Raw genomic sequence first — 17,179 nt, forward strand, 5'->3', positions numbered from 1 at the left:
CCAGATATGTACGTCAAGTCAGTTGTCAAGAGGGATTGCCCATGAGCACACCCCGCATGATGAGGGGGCTGCTCTCGTTTAGCAGTATGACCATGGTGTCGCGGGTGCTGGGCCTGATCCGCGATCAGGCGATCTCCACTACTTTCGGCGCCAACGCGGTGACCGACGCGTTCTGGGTGGCGTTCCGGATTCCGAACTTCCTGCGGCGCCTGTTCGCCGAAGGCTCGTTCGCCACCGCCTTCGTGCCGGTGTTCACCGAGGTCAAGGAGACCCGGCCGCACGCCGACCTGCGCGAATTGATGGCGCGTGTCTCCGGCACCCTGGGCGGCATGTTGCTGCTGGTGACGGCGCTGGGGCTGATCTTCACCCCGCAGCTCGCTTCGGTGTTCTCCGATGGCGCGGCCACCGATCCGGACAAGTACGGCCTGCTGGTGGATCTGCTACGGCTGACCTTTCCGTTCCTGCTGTTCGTTTCGCTGACGGCCCTGGCCGGTGGTGCGCTGAATAGCTTCCAGCGGTTTGCCATTCCCGCGCTGACCCCGGTGATCCTCAATCTATGCATGATCGCCGGTGCGCTGTGGTTGGCGCCGCGTCTGGATGTGCCGATTTTGGCGCTGGGCTGGGCAGTGCTGGTGGCTGGTGCGTTGCAGCTGCTGTTCCAGCTGCCGGCGTTGAAGGGCATCGACCTGCTCACGCTGCCGCGCTGGGGCTGGCGTCATCCGGACGTGCGCAAGGTGCTGACCTTGATGATCCCGACGCTGTTCGGCTCATCGGTGGCGCAGATCAACCTGATGCTGGACACGGTGATTGCCGCGCGCCTGAGCGACGGGTCGCAGTCGTGGCTGTCGCTGGCGGACCGCTTCCTGGAGTTGCCGCTGGGCGTGTTCGGTGTGGCCCTGGGCACGGTGATCCTGCCGGCGCTGGCGCGCCATCACGTCAAGACCGACCGCACCGCGTTCTCCGGGGCGCTGGACTGGGGCTTCCGCACTACCTTGCTGATCGCGATGCCGGCGATGCTGGGCTTGCTGCTACTGGCCGAGCCACTGGTGGCCACCTTGTTCCAGTACCGCCAGTTCACCGCGTTCGACACCCGCATGACTGCGCTGTCGGTCTACGGGCTGAGTTTTGGCCTGCCGGCCTACGCGATGCTGAAAGTTGTGCTGCCAGCGTTCTATGCGCGGCAGGACACCCGCACTCCGGTGCGCGCGGGCGTGGCGGCGCTGATCGCCAACATGGTGTTCAACTTCGCGTTCCTGGCGGTGCTCTACCAGGTGATGGTGCCGCCGGAATTGAAGGAGCAAGGCGTGATGCAGGCGCTCGGCAAGCAGCCCGGCCTGCATCTGGCGCTGGGCATTGCCAGTGCGCTGTCCAGTTATCTCAACCTGGGCCTGTTGTGGTTCTGGCTGGGCAAGTCCGGCGTGTATCAGCGCCGGCCGGGCTGGGCAGGCTATGCGGCGCGGCTGCTGGTGGCCTGTGCGGCGATGGTGGTGGTGCTGTTGGGCCTGCTGTGGTGGTTGCCCTCGTTCACCGACATGGACAAGTGGCAGCGCATCGGCTGGCTGGCGGTGCTGGTGGGCAGTGGCGGGCTCACCTATGTGGTGGCGCAGTTGGCACTGGGCCTGCGGCCGCGGCATCTGCGCGAGCAGTGACGCCGCGAAGGGGCTTGGACGCTGGAGGCTTGCGTGTCGGAGATGGGTGTCGCTCCTCACGCGGCCGGGGCGACCCGGCACACGCGGCGCGTGCGCCGGCTGCCGGTCGATTGGCAAGCCGGGCGGACGTCCCCATCTCAGCTGCCGGGGCCATGCGATTTGTTGCGCGCGGCTATACTTGACGGTTATGCATGATCGAGGGCTGGCCCGCAGGCTGGCGTCGCTTTGGAACGAGGAATGAGCAGGCTGTTTAGAGACGTCGAGGGCGGGACGCTGTTCCCGCACGGAAGCGTGGTCTGCATCGGTGCCTTCGATGGCCTGCACCTGGGCCATCAGGCGCTGGTGCGCCATGCGGTCGAACGTGCGCGTGCGCTGGGCGTGCCGGCGGTGGCGGTGAGCTTCGAGCCGTTGCCGCGCGAATTCTTCGCCAACGACACGCCGCCGCCGCGCCTGACCCTGGCCCGCGCCAAGATCGAAGGCTTGTACGGCTTTGGTGCCGATAGCGTCGGCATGATCCGTTTCGACGGCCGGCTGTCGGCGATGAGCGCGCAGGACTTCGTCCGCCTGGCATTGGTAGGGCGCCTGTGCGCACGCGAAGTCTGGATTGGCCCGGAGTTCCGCTTCGGCCATCGACGTGGCGGCGACATTGCGCTGTTGCGTGCCCTGGGCGAGCAGCACGGCTTTGCTGCCGGCGAGATTGCGCCGGTGCATCTGCGCGGCGAGCGCATCTCGGCAACGCGCATCCGGGAACTGCTGGTGGCCGGTGAATTTGCCCATGCCGGCGAATTGCTCGGCCGGCCGTACGCGATCGGTGGACGTGTGGTCCGCGGCAAGCAGCTTGGCCGCACGTTGGGGTATCCCACCGCCAATCTGCGGTTTTCCCGCACCCCGGCGCTGTCCGGCATCTATGCCACCTGGGTGCATGGCGTGGCCGCGCAGCCATGGCCGTCGGTCTCCAGCTTCGGTACGCGGCCCACGGTTGCCGGGATCGAGCCGTTGCTGGAAGCGCACCTGTTCGATTTCCAGGGCGACTTGTACGGGCGCCACATCGCGGTCGAATTCGTCGCCAAGCTGCGCGATGAAGAAAAGTTTGATGGCTTGGAAGCGCTGACCGTGCAGATGCATCGCGATGCCGAGCAGGCGCGCGCCGTGCTTGCCACGCATGCGCGCACGCATTCTTTGCCGCAGCAGGCCGATGCACAGCACGCCGATGCACCTTCGACGCAGACAGCTACGCACATGTCTGCAGAGACCTCACCTGCGAGCCCCTCGCAAAGCCCTGCGCACGCCCGTGCGGACGGTTCACATAACGCAGCGCAACGGTAGATTCCCGTGACCCAAGACTACAAAGCCACACTCCATCTGCCCGCCACGGACTTTCCGATGCGCGGCGACCTGCCCAAGCGCGAGCCGGCGATGCTGGAGCGCTGGGAGCGCGAGGGGCTGTACGCACAAGTGCGTGCCAATGCCGCCGGGCGCCCGCTGTTCGTGCTGCACGACGGCCCGCCGTATGCGAACGGGCAGATCCATCTGGGTCACGCGGTCAACAAGATCCTCAAGGACATCATCGTCAAGTCCAAGTACCTGGCTGGCTTCGATGCGCCTTACATCCCGGGCTGGGACTGCCATGGGCTGCCGATCGAAATCGCGATCGAGAAGAAGTTCGGCAAGGTCGGCGTGAAGCTGGACGCCGCGCAGTTCCGCCAGAAGTGCCGCGAGTACGCGACCGAGCAAATCGACCTGCAGCGGCGCGATTTCAAGCGCCTGGGCGTGATCGGCGACTGGGACAACCCGTACAAGACGCTGGACTTCCGCTTCGAAGCCAATGAAATCCGCGCGCTAGCCAAGGTCATCGACAACGGCCACCTCACGCGCGGCGTCAAGCCGGTGCACTGGTGCTTCGACTGCGGCTCGGCGTTGGCCGAGGCGGAAATCGAATACGCCGACAAGCTCTCGCCGACCGTGGACATCGCCTACCCGGCACGTGATCCGGCCGCGATCGCTGCGGCATTCGGCGTCACGCTGCCTGCCGGCACGCAGGTGGCGGTGCCGATCTGGACCACCACGCCCTGGACGCTGCCGGCCTCGCTGGCGGTGAGCCTGGGCGCGGAACTGGACTACGTGCTGGTCGAAGGCCCGGCCGATCGCGGCCAGCCGCGTTGGCTGGTGATCGCCGAGGCGTTGGCCGGCAAGGCGCTGGCGCGCTATGGCGTCGAGGCGGTGGTGGTGCATGGTCATGCCAAGGGCGCGGCGCTGGACCAGCTGCTGCTGGCGCACCCGTTCTATGCCGAACGCGACATCCCGCTGATCCTGGGCGATCACGTCTCCGACGACGACGGTACCGGTGCGGTGCATACCGCGCCGGGCCACGGACAGGAGGACTACCAGGTCTCCAAGCAGTACGGTCTGCTGGAGCGCTACAGCGCCGCGCAGATCAACCCGATCGACGGGCGCGGCGTGTATCTGCCGTCCACCCCGCCGCTGGGCGACACCGTGCTGGCCGGGCTGCATATCTGGAAAGCCAACGACGTCATCATCGATGCGTTGCGCGACACCGGCGTGTTGCTGGCCGCCAGCACGATGGAGCACAGCTATCCGCATTGCTGGCGCCACAAGACGCCGATCGCCTTCCGTGCCACGCCGCAGTGGTTCATCTCGATGGAGCAGGCCAACCTGCGCGCCGATGCGCTCAAGGCCATCGAAACCGTGCATTGGTATCCGTCGTGGGGCCAGGCGCGGATCGCCGGCATGATCGACGGGCGTCCGGACTGGACCATCTCGCGCCAGCGCACCTGGGGCGTGCCGATCGCGTTGTTCGTGCACCGCGAAACCGGCGAGCCGCATCCGCGCAGTACCGAGCTGATGCGGCAGGTGGCAGAGCGGGTAGAGCAGGGCGGCGTGGATGTCTGGTACACGCTGGACGCAGCCGAGCTGTTGGGCGATGAAGCCGGCGACTACGACAAGATCACCGACATCCTGGACGTGTGGTTCGACTCCGGCGTGACCCATGAGGCGGTGCTGGTGGATCGCGGCCTGCCCAAGCCGGCCGACCTGTACCTGGAAGGCTCCGATCAGCACCGCGGCTGGTTCCAGTCCTCGCTGCTGACCGGCGTGGCGATGGACAAGGTCGCGCCGTACAAGCAGTGCCTCACCCACGGATTCACTGTGGACGAGCACGGCCGCAAGATGTCCAAGTCGCTGGGCAATGGGATCGAGCCGCAGGAAATCATGCGCACGCTGGGCGCCGACATCCTGCGCCTGTGGATCGCCTCGGCCGACTACAGCAACGAAATGTCGCTGTCGCAGGAGATCCTCAAGCGTAATGCCGATGCGTACCGTCGCCTGCGCAATACCGCGCGCTTCCTGCTCGGCAATCTGCATGGGTTCGACCCGTTGCAGCATCTGGTGGCACTGGACGACATGGTGCTGCTGGACCGCTGGATCGTGCATCGCGCCCACGAGCTGCAGGAGAAGATCACTGCCGCCTACGCGCGCTACGACTTCGCCGAAATCGTGCAGGCGCTGCTGAATTTCTGCAGCGTGGACCTGGGTTCGCTGTACCTGGATGTCACCAAGGACCGCCTGTACACGATGGCCGAGGATGCGCGCGGCCGCCGTTCGGCGCAGAGCGCGATGTATCACGTGGCCGAGGCGTTCGTGCGCTGGATTGCGCCGGTGCTGAGCTTCACCGCCGAAGAGCTGTGGGCGTACCTGCCTGGCGAGCACTCCGGCAACGTGCTGTTCGCCACCTGGTACGACGGGCTGGCGCCGATGCCGGCCGATGCCGCACTGACCAGCGCCGACGTCGACAAGTTGCTGGCACTGCGTGAGCAGGTGGCCAAGGTGCTGGAGCCGATGCGTGCCAATGGCGCGATCGGCGCGGCGCTGGAAGCGGAAATCACCGTGGCCGCCGATGCGCAGACCGCCGCGCGCTGGCAACCGCTGAGCGATGAGCTGCGCTTCCTGTTTATCAGTGGCGACGTCACCGTGACCGCGGCCAGCACCGACGACATCTTCGTCAGTGCGCAGCCCACCACCAAGGCCAAGTGCGTGCGCTGCTGGCACCACCAGGCCAGCGTGGGCAGCGACCCGCGGCACCCGGAGTTGTGCAGCCGCTGCGTCAGCAACATCGAAGGCCCGGGCGAGGAGCGTCGCTGGTTCTGATGCGGCTATGGCGTGGCGGCGTGTTCGGCGCGCCGCCGCGTCCGCTGCAGGGTTGCGGCGCCGGCCAGCTGTGCGGTCGACGCGGTTCTGGTGGGCAGCCACCGTTCCTCAGTTTGCCCTGCGGCGGGCCCTGCAGCTGAAGCCCGGCGCGCATGCCGGCATGGGGCAGGTCGGTTGGTTGTCCCGTGCGTGCCATCCTGTGTTGTTCCCGCCATCCAGGCCTCTTCTCCGCCACGGAGAAGGCCTCCTACTTGCGATATTTCGACATGAGTCAACGACCCAACCCGTCCGCCCTGATCTGGTTACTGCTTTCGGCTGTTGTGATCGGCCTGGATCAGTGGAGCAAGGCCTGGGTGCTGTCCAGCCTGCCCGAATACACCCCGGTGCCGGTCATCGACGGGTTCTGGAACTGGTACCGCACCTACAACACCGGGGCAGCCTTCAGCTTCCTGAGTGATGCCGGTGGCTGGCAGCTGTGGTTCTTCACCGCGCTGGCGGTCGGCATCAGTGGCCTGCTGGCGTTCTGGCTATCGCGCACCGCGCGCGGCGACTGGCGCAGCGCAGTGCCGTATGCGCTGGTCATCGGCGGGGCGATCGGCAATGTGATCGACCGCCTGATGCACGGCCACGTGGTCGATTTCATCCAGTGGTATGTCGGCGAGCACACCTGGCCGTCGTTCAATATCGCCGACTCGGCGATCGTGGGTGGCGCGATCGGCATCGCACTGTTCGGTTTGTTCGACGGCAAGCGCAGTCGAAAAGCGGGATAATCCTGATCCATGCCCGCTGCGACGCTGCCTTGACGGGCACGCCGCAGCAAAGCGCCTGGCGCCGCGTTGTCGGCGGCCGCGCCCCCTGTTGAAAACGTCCGGCCATCGCGGCCGGGCCGTCGAGAGAAGAAGCTTATGGACGTCCTGCTCGCCAATCCCCGCGGCTTCTGCGCCGGTGTCGACCGCGCGATCGAGATCGTCAAGCGTGCGATCGAGACGCTGGGTGCGCCGATCTACGTGCGCCACGAGGTGGTGCACAACCGCTTCGTGGTCGACGACCTCAAGCAGCGCGGCGCCATCTTCGTCGAGGAACTGGACGAAGTGCCGGACGACGCCACGGTGATCTTCAGCGCCCACGGCGTCTCCCAGGCCGTGCGCGTGGAGGCCGAACGGCGCGGGCTGAAGGTGTTCGATGCAACCTGCCCGCTGGTGACCAAGGTGCATTTCGAAGTTGCTCGCCATTGCCGCGCCGGCCGCGACGTGGTGCTGATCGGCCATGCCGGGCATCCGGAAGTGGAGGGCACCATGGGCCAGTGGAGCCGCGAGCGCGGCCCCGGGCAGATCTACCTGGTGGAAGATATCGAGCAGGTCGCCACCTTGCAGGTGCGCCAGCCGGAGAGCCTGGCCTATACGACCCAGACCACGCTGTCGGTGGACGACACCATGGGCATCATCGAGGCCTTGCGCGTGCGCTATCCGGCCATGCAGGGGCCAAAGCACGACGACATCTGTTATGCCACGCAGAACCGCCAGGATGCGGTGCGCGACCTGGCGCGCCAGTGCGATCTGGTACTGGTGGTGGGCTCGCCCAACAGCTCCAACTCCAACCGGCTCAGCGAGCTGGCCCGCCGCGATGGGGTGGAGTCCTACCTGATCGACAACGCCAGCGAGATCGACCCGGCCTGGATCGTCGGCAAGCAGCATATCGGCCTGACCGCTGGCGCCTCGGCGCCGCAGGTGCTGGTCGACGGCGTGCTGGCGCGGCTGCGCGAGCTCGGAGCCAATGGCGTGTCCGAACTGGCGGGCGAGCCGGAGTCGATGGTGTTCGCCCTGCCCAAGGAGTTGCGGCTGCGGCTGGTCAGCTGAGCGGGAGGCGCGCGCCAGGTCATCGGCGGAACATTCGCTCAGTTGCCTCACCGGCTCCGGTGAAGCCGAGCGCTGCGGAGGAGGGCGCAACGATCGCGGTGGCTGAGACGCAGGTGCGTGGCACAGCCGCGACACCCAAGGCGATTGACCGCAGCGGCGCTCCGCTCCTACAATTCACGGCTCGCCGGAATAGCTCAGTTGGTAGAGCGGCGCATTCGTAATGCGTAGGTCGTAGGTTCGATTCCTATTTCCGGCACCATCGCATCATCACTGGGTCGACCTTTGGTCGGCCCAGTTGCGTTTGGGCACTGTGCGCGTCGACGCTGGAATTTTAAGTGCATCGCGTAGGTTCTCTGCCCACTGCACGACGGCCGCAACTGGCCGCATTCCCTGCACTTTGACGCGCTGCGACAACATGTCGCACACATCTGCGCGCATTCATTGCGATGGATCATTGCCAATGGGTTTCGTGCAGGTGCAGCAAAGACTAAAATCAGGGAGCTAACCCGTGTCTTCGATCTGGGCCGCCATCTCCACCGGGAGCGGGCTGTTCAAAACGCCGCTGGCGGATCAGACGAACGAGGCTGGCGTTCCTTCGCACTTGGATCGACCGATGATTCCGTTGAAACATCTCGGGCGTGTACTTCGTCCAGGTCTGATGTTGCCGTTCCTGCTGTTGGCAGGCTGCAACTCGGCCATCCTCAATCCGAAAGGCCAGATCGGCCACGACGAGAAGCAACTACTGATCACCTCGGTGGTGCTGATGCTGATCGTGGTGATCCCGGTGATCGTCATGGCGATTGCGTTCGCGTGGAAATACCGCGCGTCCAACACCAAGGCGCGCTACGAGCCGGATTGGTCGCACTCCACCGCGATCGAGGTGGTGGTCTGGTCGATCCCGTGCGTGATCATCCTGGTGCTGGCGGTGCTGACCTGGCGCTCGTCGCATGCGCTGGACCCGTACCGGCCGCTGGACTCGGACATCAAGCCGATCAACATCGAGGCGGTGTCGCTGGACTGGAAGTGGATGTTCATCTATCCGGATCAGGGCATCGCCACGGTCAATGAGATCGCGTTCCCGGTGCATGCGCCGCTGAACTTCAAGATCACCTCCGATACGGTGATGAATGCCTTCTTCATTCCACACCTGGGCACCATGATCTATTCGATGGCCGGCATGGAGACCAAGCTGCATCTGGTTGCCAATGAGCCGGGCGAGTACTTCGGCCTGTCCAGCAATTACAGCGGTCATGGCTTCTCGAAGATGAGCTTCGTGGCGCGTGCCACCGACCAGGCCGGCTTCGAGGCATGGGTGGCCAAGGTCAAGGCCTCGCCGAAGGCGCTGGACGCTGCCGAATACCAGGCGCTGGCCGCCAATCGCAACGACAAGGAACAGTATCCGGTCACCTATTACTCATCGGTGCCCGACGGCATGTTCCGGTCGCTGATCGATAAATACATGATGGGTAGCCATCATTCTGAAAGCCATGCCGGCGGTAAGGCAAAGGTCGTAGAGCCGTTTGCCATGTGTACTTCGGAGACAACTGATGTTAGGTAAGCTGACGATCGAGGCGGTTCCGTACCACGAGCCGATCATCATGATCGCCCTCGGTGGCGCCGGCCTGCTTGGCCTGCTCATCGCGGGTGCCATCACCAAGTACAAGCTGTGGGGCTACTTGTGGAATGAGTGGTTCACCTCGGTGGACCACAAGCGCATCGGTGTGATGTACATCATCGTGGCGTTGATCATGCTGCTGCGCGGCTTCGCCGATGCGGCGATGATGCGCACCCAGCAGGCGCTGGCCGGCAACGGCGGCGAAGGCGTGCTGCCGCCGCACCACTACGACCAGATCTTTACCGCGCACGGCGTGATCATGATCTTCTTCATGGCCATGCCGTTCATGACCGGCCTGTTGAACCTGATCGTGCCGCTGCAGATCGGCGCACGCGACGTGGCGTTTCCGTTCCTGAACTCGCTGAGCTTCTGGCTGTTCGTGGCCGGTGCGGCGCTGATCAACATCTCGCTGGGTGTTGGTGAGTTTGCGCAGACCGGCTGGCTGGCGTATCCGCCATTGTCGGGGCTGGAATACAGTCCAGGCGTTGGCGTGGACTACTACATCTGGGCGTTGCAGGTCTCCGGGTTAGGCACGTTGCTGACCGGCGTGAACTTCTTCGTGACGATCATGCGCATGCGCGCGCCGGGCATGACCCTGATGCGCATGCCGATCTTCACCTGGACCGCGCTGATCACCAACATCCTGATCATCGCTGCGTTCCCGATCCTGACTGTGGCGCTGGCGCTGCTGGGTGCCGACCGTTACCTGGGCACGCACTTCTTTACCAACGACGGTGGCGGCAATGCCATGATGTACGTCAACCTGATCTGGATCTGGGGTCACCCGGAGGTTTACATCCTGATCCTGCCGGCGTTCGGCATCTTCTCCGAATTGATTGCCACCTACAGCCGCAAGCGCCTGTTCGGTTACACCTCGATGGTCTACGCCACCGCGTGTATCGGCGTGCTGTCGTTCGTGGTGTGGTTGCACCACTTCTTCACCATGGGCTCGGGTGCCAACGTCAATGCCTTCTTCGGCATCACGACGATGATCATCTCGATCCCGACCGGCGTGAAGATCTTCAACTGGCTGTTCACCATGTTCCGCGGTCGCGTGCACATGACCTCGCCGGTGCTGTGGACGATCGGCTTCATCATCACCTTCTCCATCGGCGGCATGACCGGCGTGATGCTGGCCATCCCGGCCGTGGACTTCGTGTTGCACAACAGCCTGTTCCTGATCGCCCACTTCCATAACGTGATCATCGGCGGTGTGGTGTTCGGTTACCTGGCAGGTCTGACCTACTGGTTCCCGAAGGCGTTCGGCTTCAAGCTCAATGAAAGGCTGGGCAAGGCTTCGTTCTGGTGCTGGATCATCGGCTTCTTCGTGGCCTTCATGCCGCTGTACGTGCTTGGCTTCATGGGCATGACGCGTCGCATGAACACCTACAACCACCCCGAGTGGGCACCGTGGCTGTACGTGGCCGCCGCAGGTGCAGCGATCATCGGCCTGGGTATCTTCCTGAACCTGGTGCAGATCGCTTACAGCGTCTGGAAGCGCAAGGACAACATGGACCACACCGGTGATCCGTGGGATGGCCGTACGCTGGAATGGGCGACGTCCTCGCCGCCGCCGTTCTACAACTTCGCCGTGCTGCCGCACATCGACGACCGCGACCAGTTCTGGGGCGACAAGCAGAATGGCAAGGGCTGGGTGCGTCCGTCCTCGTACGAGCCCATCCACATGCCGCGCAACACCGGTGCAGGCGTCTACATCGCCGCCTTCAGCGTGCTGCTGGGCTTTGGTCTGACCTGGCACATCTGGTGGCTGGCCATCATCGGCCTGGCGGGCATGATCGGCAGCTTCATCGCCCGGTCCTTCGATGACGACATCGATTACTGGGTGCCGGCCGAGGAAGTGAAGCGCATCGAAGACGCGCGCTTTGCCAAGCTCGAACAGCAACATGCGGCTCAGGCCGCGAAGGCGATCTGATCATGTCCTCCACGACCACGCTTGACCACCACGGCGCCCACGCGGGCGGCCACGATCACGACCACGAGCATCACGACGGCGGTGGCAACACCGTCTTCGGGTTCTGGGTCTACCTGATGAGCGACTGCCTGCTGTTCGCGGGCCTGTTCGCCACCTACGCGGTGCTGTCCGGCGCCACGGTGGACGGACCGACGGCGAAGGAGCTGTTCGACCTGAAGTTCGTGCTGGTGGAAACCTTCCTGCTGTTGTTCAGTAGCTTGAGCTTCGGCTTCGCCATGATCTCCGCGCACAAGCGCAAGATGGCCGGCCTGTACGGCTGGCTGGCGGTCACCGCGCTGCTGGGTATCGGCTTCCTGTGCATGGAAATCTGGGAGTTCAACCACCTGATCCATGAAGGTGCGGGCCCGGGGCGTAGTGCGTTCCTGTCGGCCTTCTTCTTCCTGGTGGGCACCCACGGCCTGCACGTGGCGTCAGGCTTGTTGTGGATGGCGGTGCTGGTGATCCAGATCTCCAAGAACGGCCTGACCGCGCGCAACAGCACGCGTCTTGCCTGCCTGAGCCTGTTCTGGCACTTCCTGGACATCATCTGGATCGGTGTGTTCACCGTCGTCTATCTGCTGGGAGCGCTGTAATGGCCAATCACCACCACACCGAAAACGCTGCCGACGCGCATGCCGGCGGTCTGAAGTCCTATCTGATCGGCTTCGTCATGGCCGTGATCCTCACCGTCATCCCGTTTGCGATGGTGATGAGCGGGGCGTTCTCCAAGGGCGTCACCGTCATCGTGATCTCGGTGATGGCTGCCGTGCAGATGCTGGTGCACATGGTGTACTTCCTGCACATGGACCGTACGCCGGAGCAGCGTTCCAACGTGCAGGTGGGCCTGTTCTCGCTGCTGATCATCGGCATCGTGATCGTGGGTTCGCTGTGGGTGCTGCACAACATGAACGTCAACATGATGCATTGAGACGGCAGCCACGCCGGATCACTGAAAGCCGCCGGAGCTCCGGCGGCTTTTTTTTTGCCCGGCAATCCATCGCAGCATGACCAATGGCATACGGGGGAAGCGCTGGCGTGCGCTTAGCATCGAAGGCTGCCTGATCCAGGTCCCAACGGAATCGCGATGAACGTCCCCACTGTCTTGTCCTTGTCGCTGCTCGCGGCGCTGTCCCTGCCTGCCGCCGCACAGACCGCCGCGCCGCAGGATGTGCCGTTCGAAGGCACCTTGAAGATCGACGTCGATGCCACCGATCTGCAGCACCGCATCTTCAGGGTCAAGACCACCATGCCGGCCAAGCCGGGCCCGATGACGCTGCTGTATCCGCAGTGGATCCCGGGCAACCATTCGCCCACCTGCCCGATCGACAAACTGGCCGGCCTGGTGATCAAGGTCGATGGCAAGGTGGTGCCCTGGACGCGCGACCAGTTCGATGTCTACGCCTTCAAGGTGGACGTGCCGCAAGGCGCCAGCGAGCTGGTGGCCGAATTCAAGTTCCTCTCGCCGCAGGCCAGCAGCCAGGGCCGGGTGATGATGACCCCGGAAATGCTCAACCTGCAGTGGAATACCACGGCGCTGTATCCGGCGGGCTACTTCGCGCGCAACATCAAGGCGCAGGCCAGCGTGACCTTGCCGGCGGGCTGGAGCTATGCCACGGCCATGGAAACCGAACGCCGGGTGGGCGATACGGTGACCTTCAAGCCGATCGATTTCGATGACCTGGTCGACTCGCCGATGTTTGCCGGCAAGTACTACAAGCGGGTCGAATTGAGCGCCGGCAAGCAGCCGGTGTATCTCAACGTCTTTGCCGACGAAGCCAAATCGCTGGACGCCAAGCCCGAGCAGATCAAGGCGCACGCCGCGTTGGTGCAGCAAATGGACAAGCTGTATGGCGCGCGGCATTTCGACCACTACGAATTTTTGCTGGCGCTGACCAAGAAGCTGGGCGGCATCGGCCTGGAGCATCACCGTTCCAGCGAGAACAGCGGTGCACCGAACTACTTCACCGAGTGGGACAAGAGCTGGACCGGGCGCGACTTGCTGGCGCATGAGTTCAACCACTCCTGGAACGGCAAGTACCGCCGCGGCGCGGATCTGGCGACGCCGAATTTCAACGTGCCCATGGGCGACAGCCTGCTGTGGCTGTATGAAGGCCAGACCCAGTTCTGGGGCGAAGTGATGTCGGCGCGCTCCGGCCTGTGGACGCAGGAACAGGCACGCGACATGCTGGCCGGCGTAGCCGCCCAATACGAGCGTGGCCGCCCCGGCATGGCGTGGCGCACGGTGCAGGACACCACCAACGACCCGACCATGTCGATGCGCCGCCCCAAGGCGTACCGCAACTATCAAATGTCGGAAGACTATTACTCCGGCGGCCAGATGATGTGGCTGGAAGTGGATAGCAAGCTGCGCGCGTTGACCAACAACAAGCGCTCCATCGATGACTTCGGCAAGGCGTTCTTCGGCATGAAGAACGGCGATTGGGACGTCAATCCGTACACGTTTGATGACATCGTCAGCACCCTCAACGGCGTGGCTGCCTTCGACTGGGCGAGCTTCCTGCGCAGTCGCATGGATGGGCATGGTTCGTTGATCGGCGGCATCGAAGCCAATGGCTGGAAGCTGGTCTACAACGACGAGCCGAACCTGGCCACCAAGACCGACGAGAGCGACGACAAGGACGCCAGCCTGACCTATTCGCTTGGCATGTCGTTGAAAGCCTCGGGCGATATCAGCGATGTGCTTTGGGACGGCCCGGCCTTCAATGCGGGCCTGATCACGGGCAATACGATCGTGGCGGTCAACGGCCGCGCCTTCAGTAGTGACGTGATCAAGGACGCGATCACCGCCGCCAAGGGAACCACCGTGCCGATCGAGCTGCTGGTCAAGCGACTCGACCGCTACGACACAGTGCGCATCGACTACCACGGCGGGCTGCTGTATCCGCATCTTGAGCGGATTGCCGGCAAACCGGACCGTTTGAGCGAGCTGTACAAGGCGCGTTGAATGGAGCGCTGCGCCGGCATCCTGCATGCGTGCAGGATGCCGGTGTAGAGCTGGATGATCGTCGATGGATGAGCGGTGCTTGTTCGGCTGAAGCAGTCTGGTGCGTGGGCGTCGCTCGTTCACCTTGCCGCTCGCTGGGTGCGCTGTTTGCAAATGTCGTAGTGGTTTAGATGCGCCTTTTCAGGGCCTTTGTTCGCGCGAGGCATGCCGCCGCATCTCGCTACGCGGAGTGACGGCGCCATCCCGGCTTATGTCCGGGTGCCGGAACCATCTGCGTGCGTTTCCTGCATCAATGCCTGAGCGACTCCATGCATGCCGCAGGCGGGTAGTTTTTGTCGCGAGCTGCGAGCAGCATTCTTGAATCCCGAATCCCGAATCCCGAATCCCGAATCCGCGACGCGCAGTGCGCTCTGCATCGGGACTGAGTAATCGAATGGCGTGCATCAACGGTCGATGCCGCGCCGGCTGGACCCGCAACCGCTGACACATCACACGGCGATCGGCTGACGCCAGTCTCCGGCTCAGGTCGCGCGCGGTGAGACCCGCCGCAGCTATGCTTCGGCTTTAGAAGCAACGGCAAGAAGATGATGGCGAAGGCGAAGACGGCCTATGTCTGCGGCGAATGCGGCGCCGAGTACACCAAGTGGCAGGGACAGTGCACCGAGTGCGGGGTGTGGAACACGCTCAGCGAGATCGTGCTGGAAAGCGCCACGCCCGCTGGCAAGGCCTCGCCGGCGGCCTCGCGGCGCAGCGGCTGGGCGGGCAAGACCGAAGCGCCCAAGATCACCGCGCTCAAGGATGTGCAGCAGTCCGAGCAGGCGCGGGTGTCCACCGGCATCGGCGAGTTCGATCGTGTGCTTGGTGGCGGCCTGGTCGAGGGTGCGGTGGTCCTGATCGGCGGCGACCCGGGTATTGGCAAGTCGACGTTGTTGCTGCAGGCGCTGGCCAGCATGGCCAGCACGCTGCCGGTGTTGTACGTCACCGGCGAAGAATCGCTGGCCCAGGTGGCCGGGCGCGCGGTGCGGCTGGACCTGCCACTGGAAGGGTTGAATGCGCTGGCCGAAACCGGGATCGAGAACATCCTGCAGCACGCCAGCGTGGCGCGGCCCAAATTGATCGTGGCCGACTCGGTGCAGACGCTGTGGACCGAGTCGCTGACCGCGGCACCCGGCTCGGTCAGCCAGGTGCGCGAGAGCGCCGCACGGCTGGTGCGTTATGCCAAGGAAACCGGCACGGCGGTGTTCCTGGTCGGGCATGTCACCAAGGAAGGCGGCATCGCCGGCCCGCGCGTGCTCGAGCACATGGTCGATGCGGTGCTGTATTTCGAGGGCGAAAGCGGCAGCCGCTTCCGCTTGCTGCGTGCGTTCAAGAACCGCTTCGGTGCGGTCAACGAGCTGGGCGTGTTTGCGATGGGTGAGAAGGGCCTCAAGGAGGTCTCCAACCCCTCGGCGATTTTCCTTTCCGGCGGCAGCACCCATCAGCCGGGCAGTTGCGTGATGGTGACCCGCGAAGGCACGCGTCCGTTGATGGTGGAGGTGCAGGCGCTGGTGGATGCCTCGCCGTTGTCCAATCCGCGGCGGGTCGCCGTGGGGCTGGAGCAGAACCGCCTGGCGATGTTGCTGGCGGTGCTGCACCGGCATGGCGGCATCGTGGTCGGTGACCAGGACGTGTTCGTCAACGTGGTCGGCGGTATCCGGGTACAGGAGACCGCCGCCGACTTGCCGGTGCTGCTGGCGGTGTTGTCGTCGTTGCGCGACCGGCCACTGGCCGAGAAGACGATCGCCTTCGGTGAGGTGGGGTTGTCGGGAGAGATTCGCCCGGTGCCCAACGGCGAGGACCGCCTGAAGGAGGCGGCGACGCACGGCTTCAAGCGCGCGATCGTACCCAAGGCCAATGCGCCGAAGGCGTCCAGCATCAAGGGCATGGAGATCGTTGCCGTGGAGCGATTGAGCCAGGCCCTGGAAGCGGCGGCGGAGTAAGCCCGCAGCCGCCACCGACGTTGTCGCTAAGTCGCTGCCTGGTTGCTCGCCTCTACCGGGCTCGCTGTTGCGGGCGGCGCAGGCGCTGCGCCTCCACGTTCTGCAAGCTGCAGCTCTCCCCAGCGACAAGTGCGATGGGGGGCGTGCGGCCGTGCGGGTCAGCAGCAGCGCCAGGCCCGACCGCTCGTCGGACAGCGCCAGCCATACGCGCCAGAGCGTAAAGAAAACGTTTTCACCAGACTGCGGCTATGGCACCATGCGCGGCCCGTTGCACTGTGCACCGGATCACACACACCGCTTATTGCTCGTCACCAGGAGACTCACGATGGAATGGATGTTGCTGCCGCTCAAGCGTTATGCCGACTTCAATGGTCGTTCGCGCCGCAAGGAATATTGGATGTTCATGCTGCTGCAGGCCATCATCCTGCTGGTGCTGGGTGGTCTTTTCGGCATCGCAGCGGCAGTGGGCGGCGGCGATAACGGCCCGGGCGCGCTGGCCTGGGTGGTCTTCGCGATCATGGTGATCGTGATGCTGGCAATGGTGGTGCCGAGCATTGCGGTGAGCGTGCGTCGCTTCCACGACCAGGGCAAGTCTGGCTGGTTCTATCTGATCAGCCTGGTGCCTTACCTCGGCGGCTTCATCGTGTTGGTGTTTATGTGCCTCGAAGGTACGCCCGGCCCGAACGAGTACGGCGAGAGCCCGAAGCAGTAAGTTCTTCTAAACTGCAAAAAACAGCGGCGCCAAGGGAAACCTGGCGCCGTTGTCGTTTATGGGTGTTTGCATCGGTGCGGTAATGCAATGGCAGCAGCGGGGGTTGCCATGCGGCGCAAGCTTGATCAGGAGCGGCGGGGGATCTGGCGAGAACGCCGCCTTGTTGCTGGACATCAACGCTCTGCAGGGATGGCCAATATTTCCGGTGTCGGCGATGCCGCAACGACGGCGGCCGAAGCACTGCTCCATGCGGCGCTTCGGCCTCGC

Annotated in this window: 13 protein-coding genes and 1 tRNA gene; 13 read left to right on the forward strand and 1 reads right to left on the reverse strand. The window is 64.3% G+C overall.

Features of this window, described 5'->3' with window-relative positions; genetic code table 11:
• Nucleotides 1–56 precede the first annotated feature (56 nt).
• The 13 genes from murJ to XCC_RS06055 all read left to right on the forward strand — a co-directional run bounded on the left by murJ (nt 57) and on the right by XCC_RS06055 (nt 16,912).
• Entirely contained in the window at nt 57–1,649 is a 1,593-nt protein-coding gene (gene murJ, locus XCC_RS05995; RefSeq protein WP_011036351.1) for a murein biosynthesis integral membrane protein MurJ, read from the forward strand.
• A gap of 237 nt (nt 1,650–1,886) precedes the next feature.
• Nucleotides 1,887–2,975, forward strand: coding sequence for a bifunctional riboflavin kinase/FAD synthetase (locus XCC_RS06000; RefSeq protein ID WP_011036352.1), 1,089 nt, complete (start codon nt 1,887–1,889; stop codon nt 2,973–2,975).
• A gap of 6 nt (nt 2,976–2,981) precedes the next feature.
• A complete protein-coding gene (ileS, locus tag XCC_RS06005; RefSeq protein WP_011036353.1) occupies nt 2,982–5,813 on the forward strand; it encodes an isoleucine--tRNA ligase in 2,832 nt (943 codons plus the stop codon).
• A gap of 266 nt (nt 5,814–6,079) precedes the next feature.
• The gene (gene lspA, locus XCC_RS06010) at nt 6,080–6,583 is read left to right on the forward strand and encodes a signal peptidase II (RefSeq protein ID WP_011036354.1); all 504 of its coding nucleotides are present in this window, start codon (nt 6,080–6,082) and stop codon (nt 6,581–6,583) included.
• Between the two features lie 135 nt (nt 6,584–6,718).
• Nucleotides 6,719–7,669 carry a 4-hydroxy-3-methylbut-2-enyl diphosphate reductase gene (gene ispH / locus XCC_RS06015; protein WP_011036355.1) on the forward strand — a complete coding sequence of 317 codons (951 nt, stop codon included), beginning with the start codon at nt 6,719–6,721 and terminating at the stop codon, nt 7,667–7,669.
• Nucleotides 7,670–7,852: 183 nt separating this feature from the next.
• Nucleotides 7,853–7,928: transfer RNA gene (locus tag XCC_RS06020), tRNA-Thr, on the forward strand.
• A gap of 354 nt (nt 7,929–8,282) precedes the next feature.
• Nucleotides 8,283–9,227 carry a ubiquinol oxidase subunit II gene (gene cyoA, locus XCC_RS06025; protein WP_011036356.1) on the forward strand — a complete coding sequence of 315 codons (945 nt, stop codon included), beginning with the start codon at nt 8,283–8,285 and terminating at the stop codon, nt 9,225–9,227.
• Nucleotides 9,217–11,217, forward strand: coding sequence for a cytochrome o ubiquinol oxidase subunit I (cyoB, locus tag XCC_RS06030; RefSeq protein ID WP_011036357.1), 2,001 nt, complete (start codon nt 9,217–9,219; stop codon nt 11,215–11,217). Before cyoA ends, cyoB begins: the two co-directional genes overlap by 11 nt.
• On the forward strand, nt 11,214–11,849 hold the full coding sequence (cyoC, locus tag XCC_RS06035) for a cytochrome o ubiquinol oxidase subunit III (RefSeq protein ID WP_029217107.1): 636 nt from the start codon (nt 11,214–11,216) through the stop codon (nt 11,847–11,849). Before cyoB ends, cyoC begins: the two co-directional genes overlap by 4 nt.
• Nucleotides 11,849–12,184 carry a cytochrome o ubiquinol oxidase subunit IV gene (cyoD, locus tag XCC_RS06040; protein ID WP_011036359.1) on the forward strand — a complete coding sequence of 112 codons (336 nt, stop codon included), beginning with the start codon at nt 11,849–11,851 and terminating at the stop codon, nt 12,182–12,184. Before cyoC ends, cyoD begins: the two co-directional genes overlap by 1 nt.
• Before the next feature lie 156 nt (nt 12,185–12,340).
• Nucleotides 12,341–14,221, forward strand: a complete 1,881-nt coding sequence (locus tag XCC_RS06045) for a M61 family metallopeptidase (RefSeq protein ID WP_164923327.1) — start codon at nt 12,341–12,343, stop codon at nt 14,219–14,221.
• Nucleotides 14,222–14,808: 587 nt separating this feature from the next.
• On the forward strand, nt 14,809–16,200 hold the full coding sequence (radA, locus tag XCC_RS06050; RefSeq protein WP_012438953.1) for a DNA repair protein RadA: 1,392 nt from the start codon (nt 14,809–14,811) through the stop codon (nt 16,198–16,200).
• A 325-nt stretch (nt 16,201–16,525) separates the two neighbouring features.
• Nucleotides 16,526–16,912, forward strand: a complete 387-nt coding sequence (locus tag XCC_RS06055) for a DUF805 domain-containing protein (RefSeq protein WP_011036362.1) — start codon at nt 16,526–16,528, stop codon at nt 16,910–16,912.
• Between the two features lie 6 nt (nt 16,913–16,918).
• Here the strand turns inward: XCC_RS06055 and XCC_RS06060 are convergent, their stop codons facing one another.
• A complete protein-coding gene (locus tag XCC_RS06060) occupies nt 16,919–17,161 on the reverse strand; it encodes a hypothetical protein (RefSeq protein WP_129589115.1) in 243 nt (80 codons plus the stop codon).
• Nucleotides 17,162–17,179 lie beyond the last annotated feature (18 nt).

The sequence above is a fragment of the Xanthomonas campestris pv. campestris str. ATCC 33913 genome, assembly GCF_000007145.1.
Lineage (GTDB): Bacteria > Pseudomonadota > Gammaproteobacteria > Xanthomonadales > Xanthomonadaceae > Xanthomonas > Xanthomonas campestris.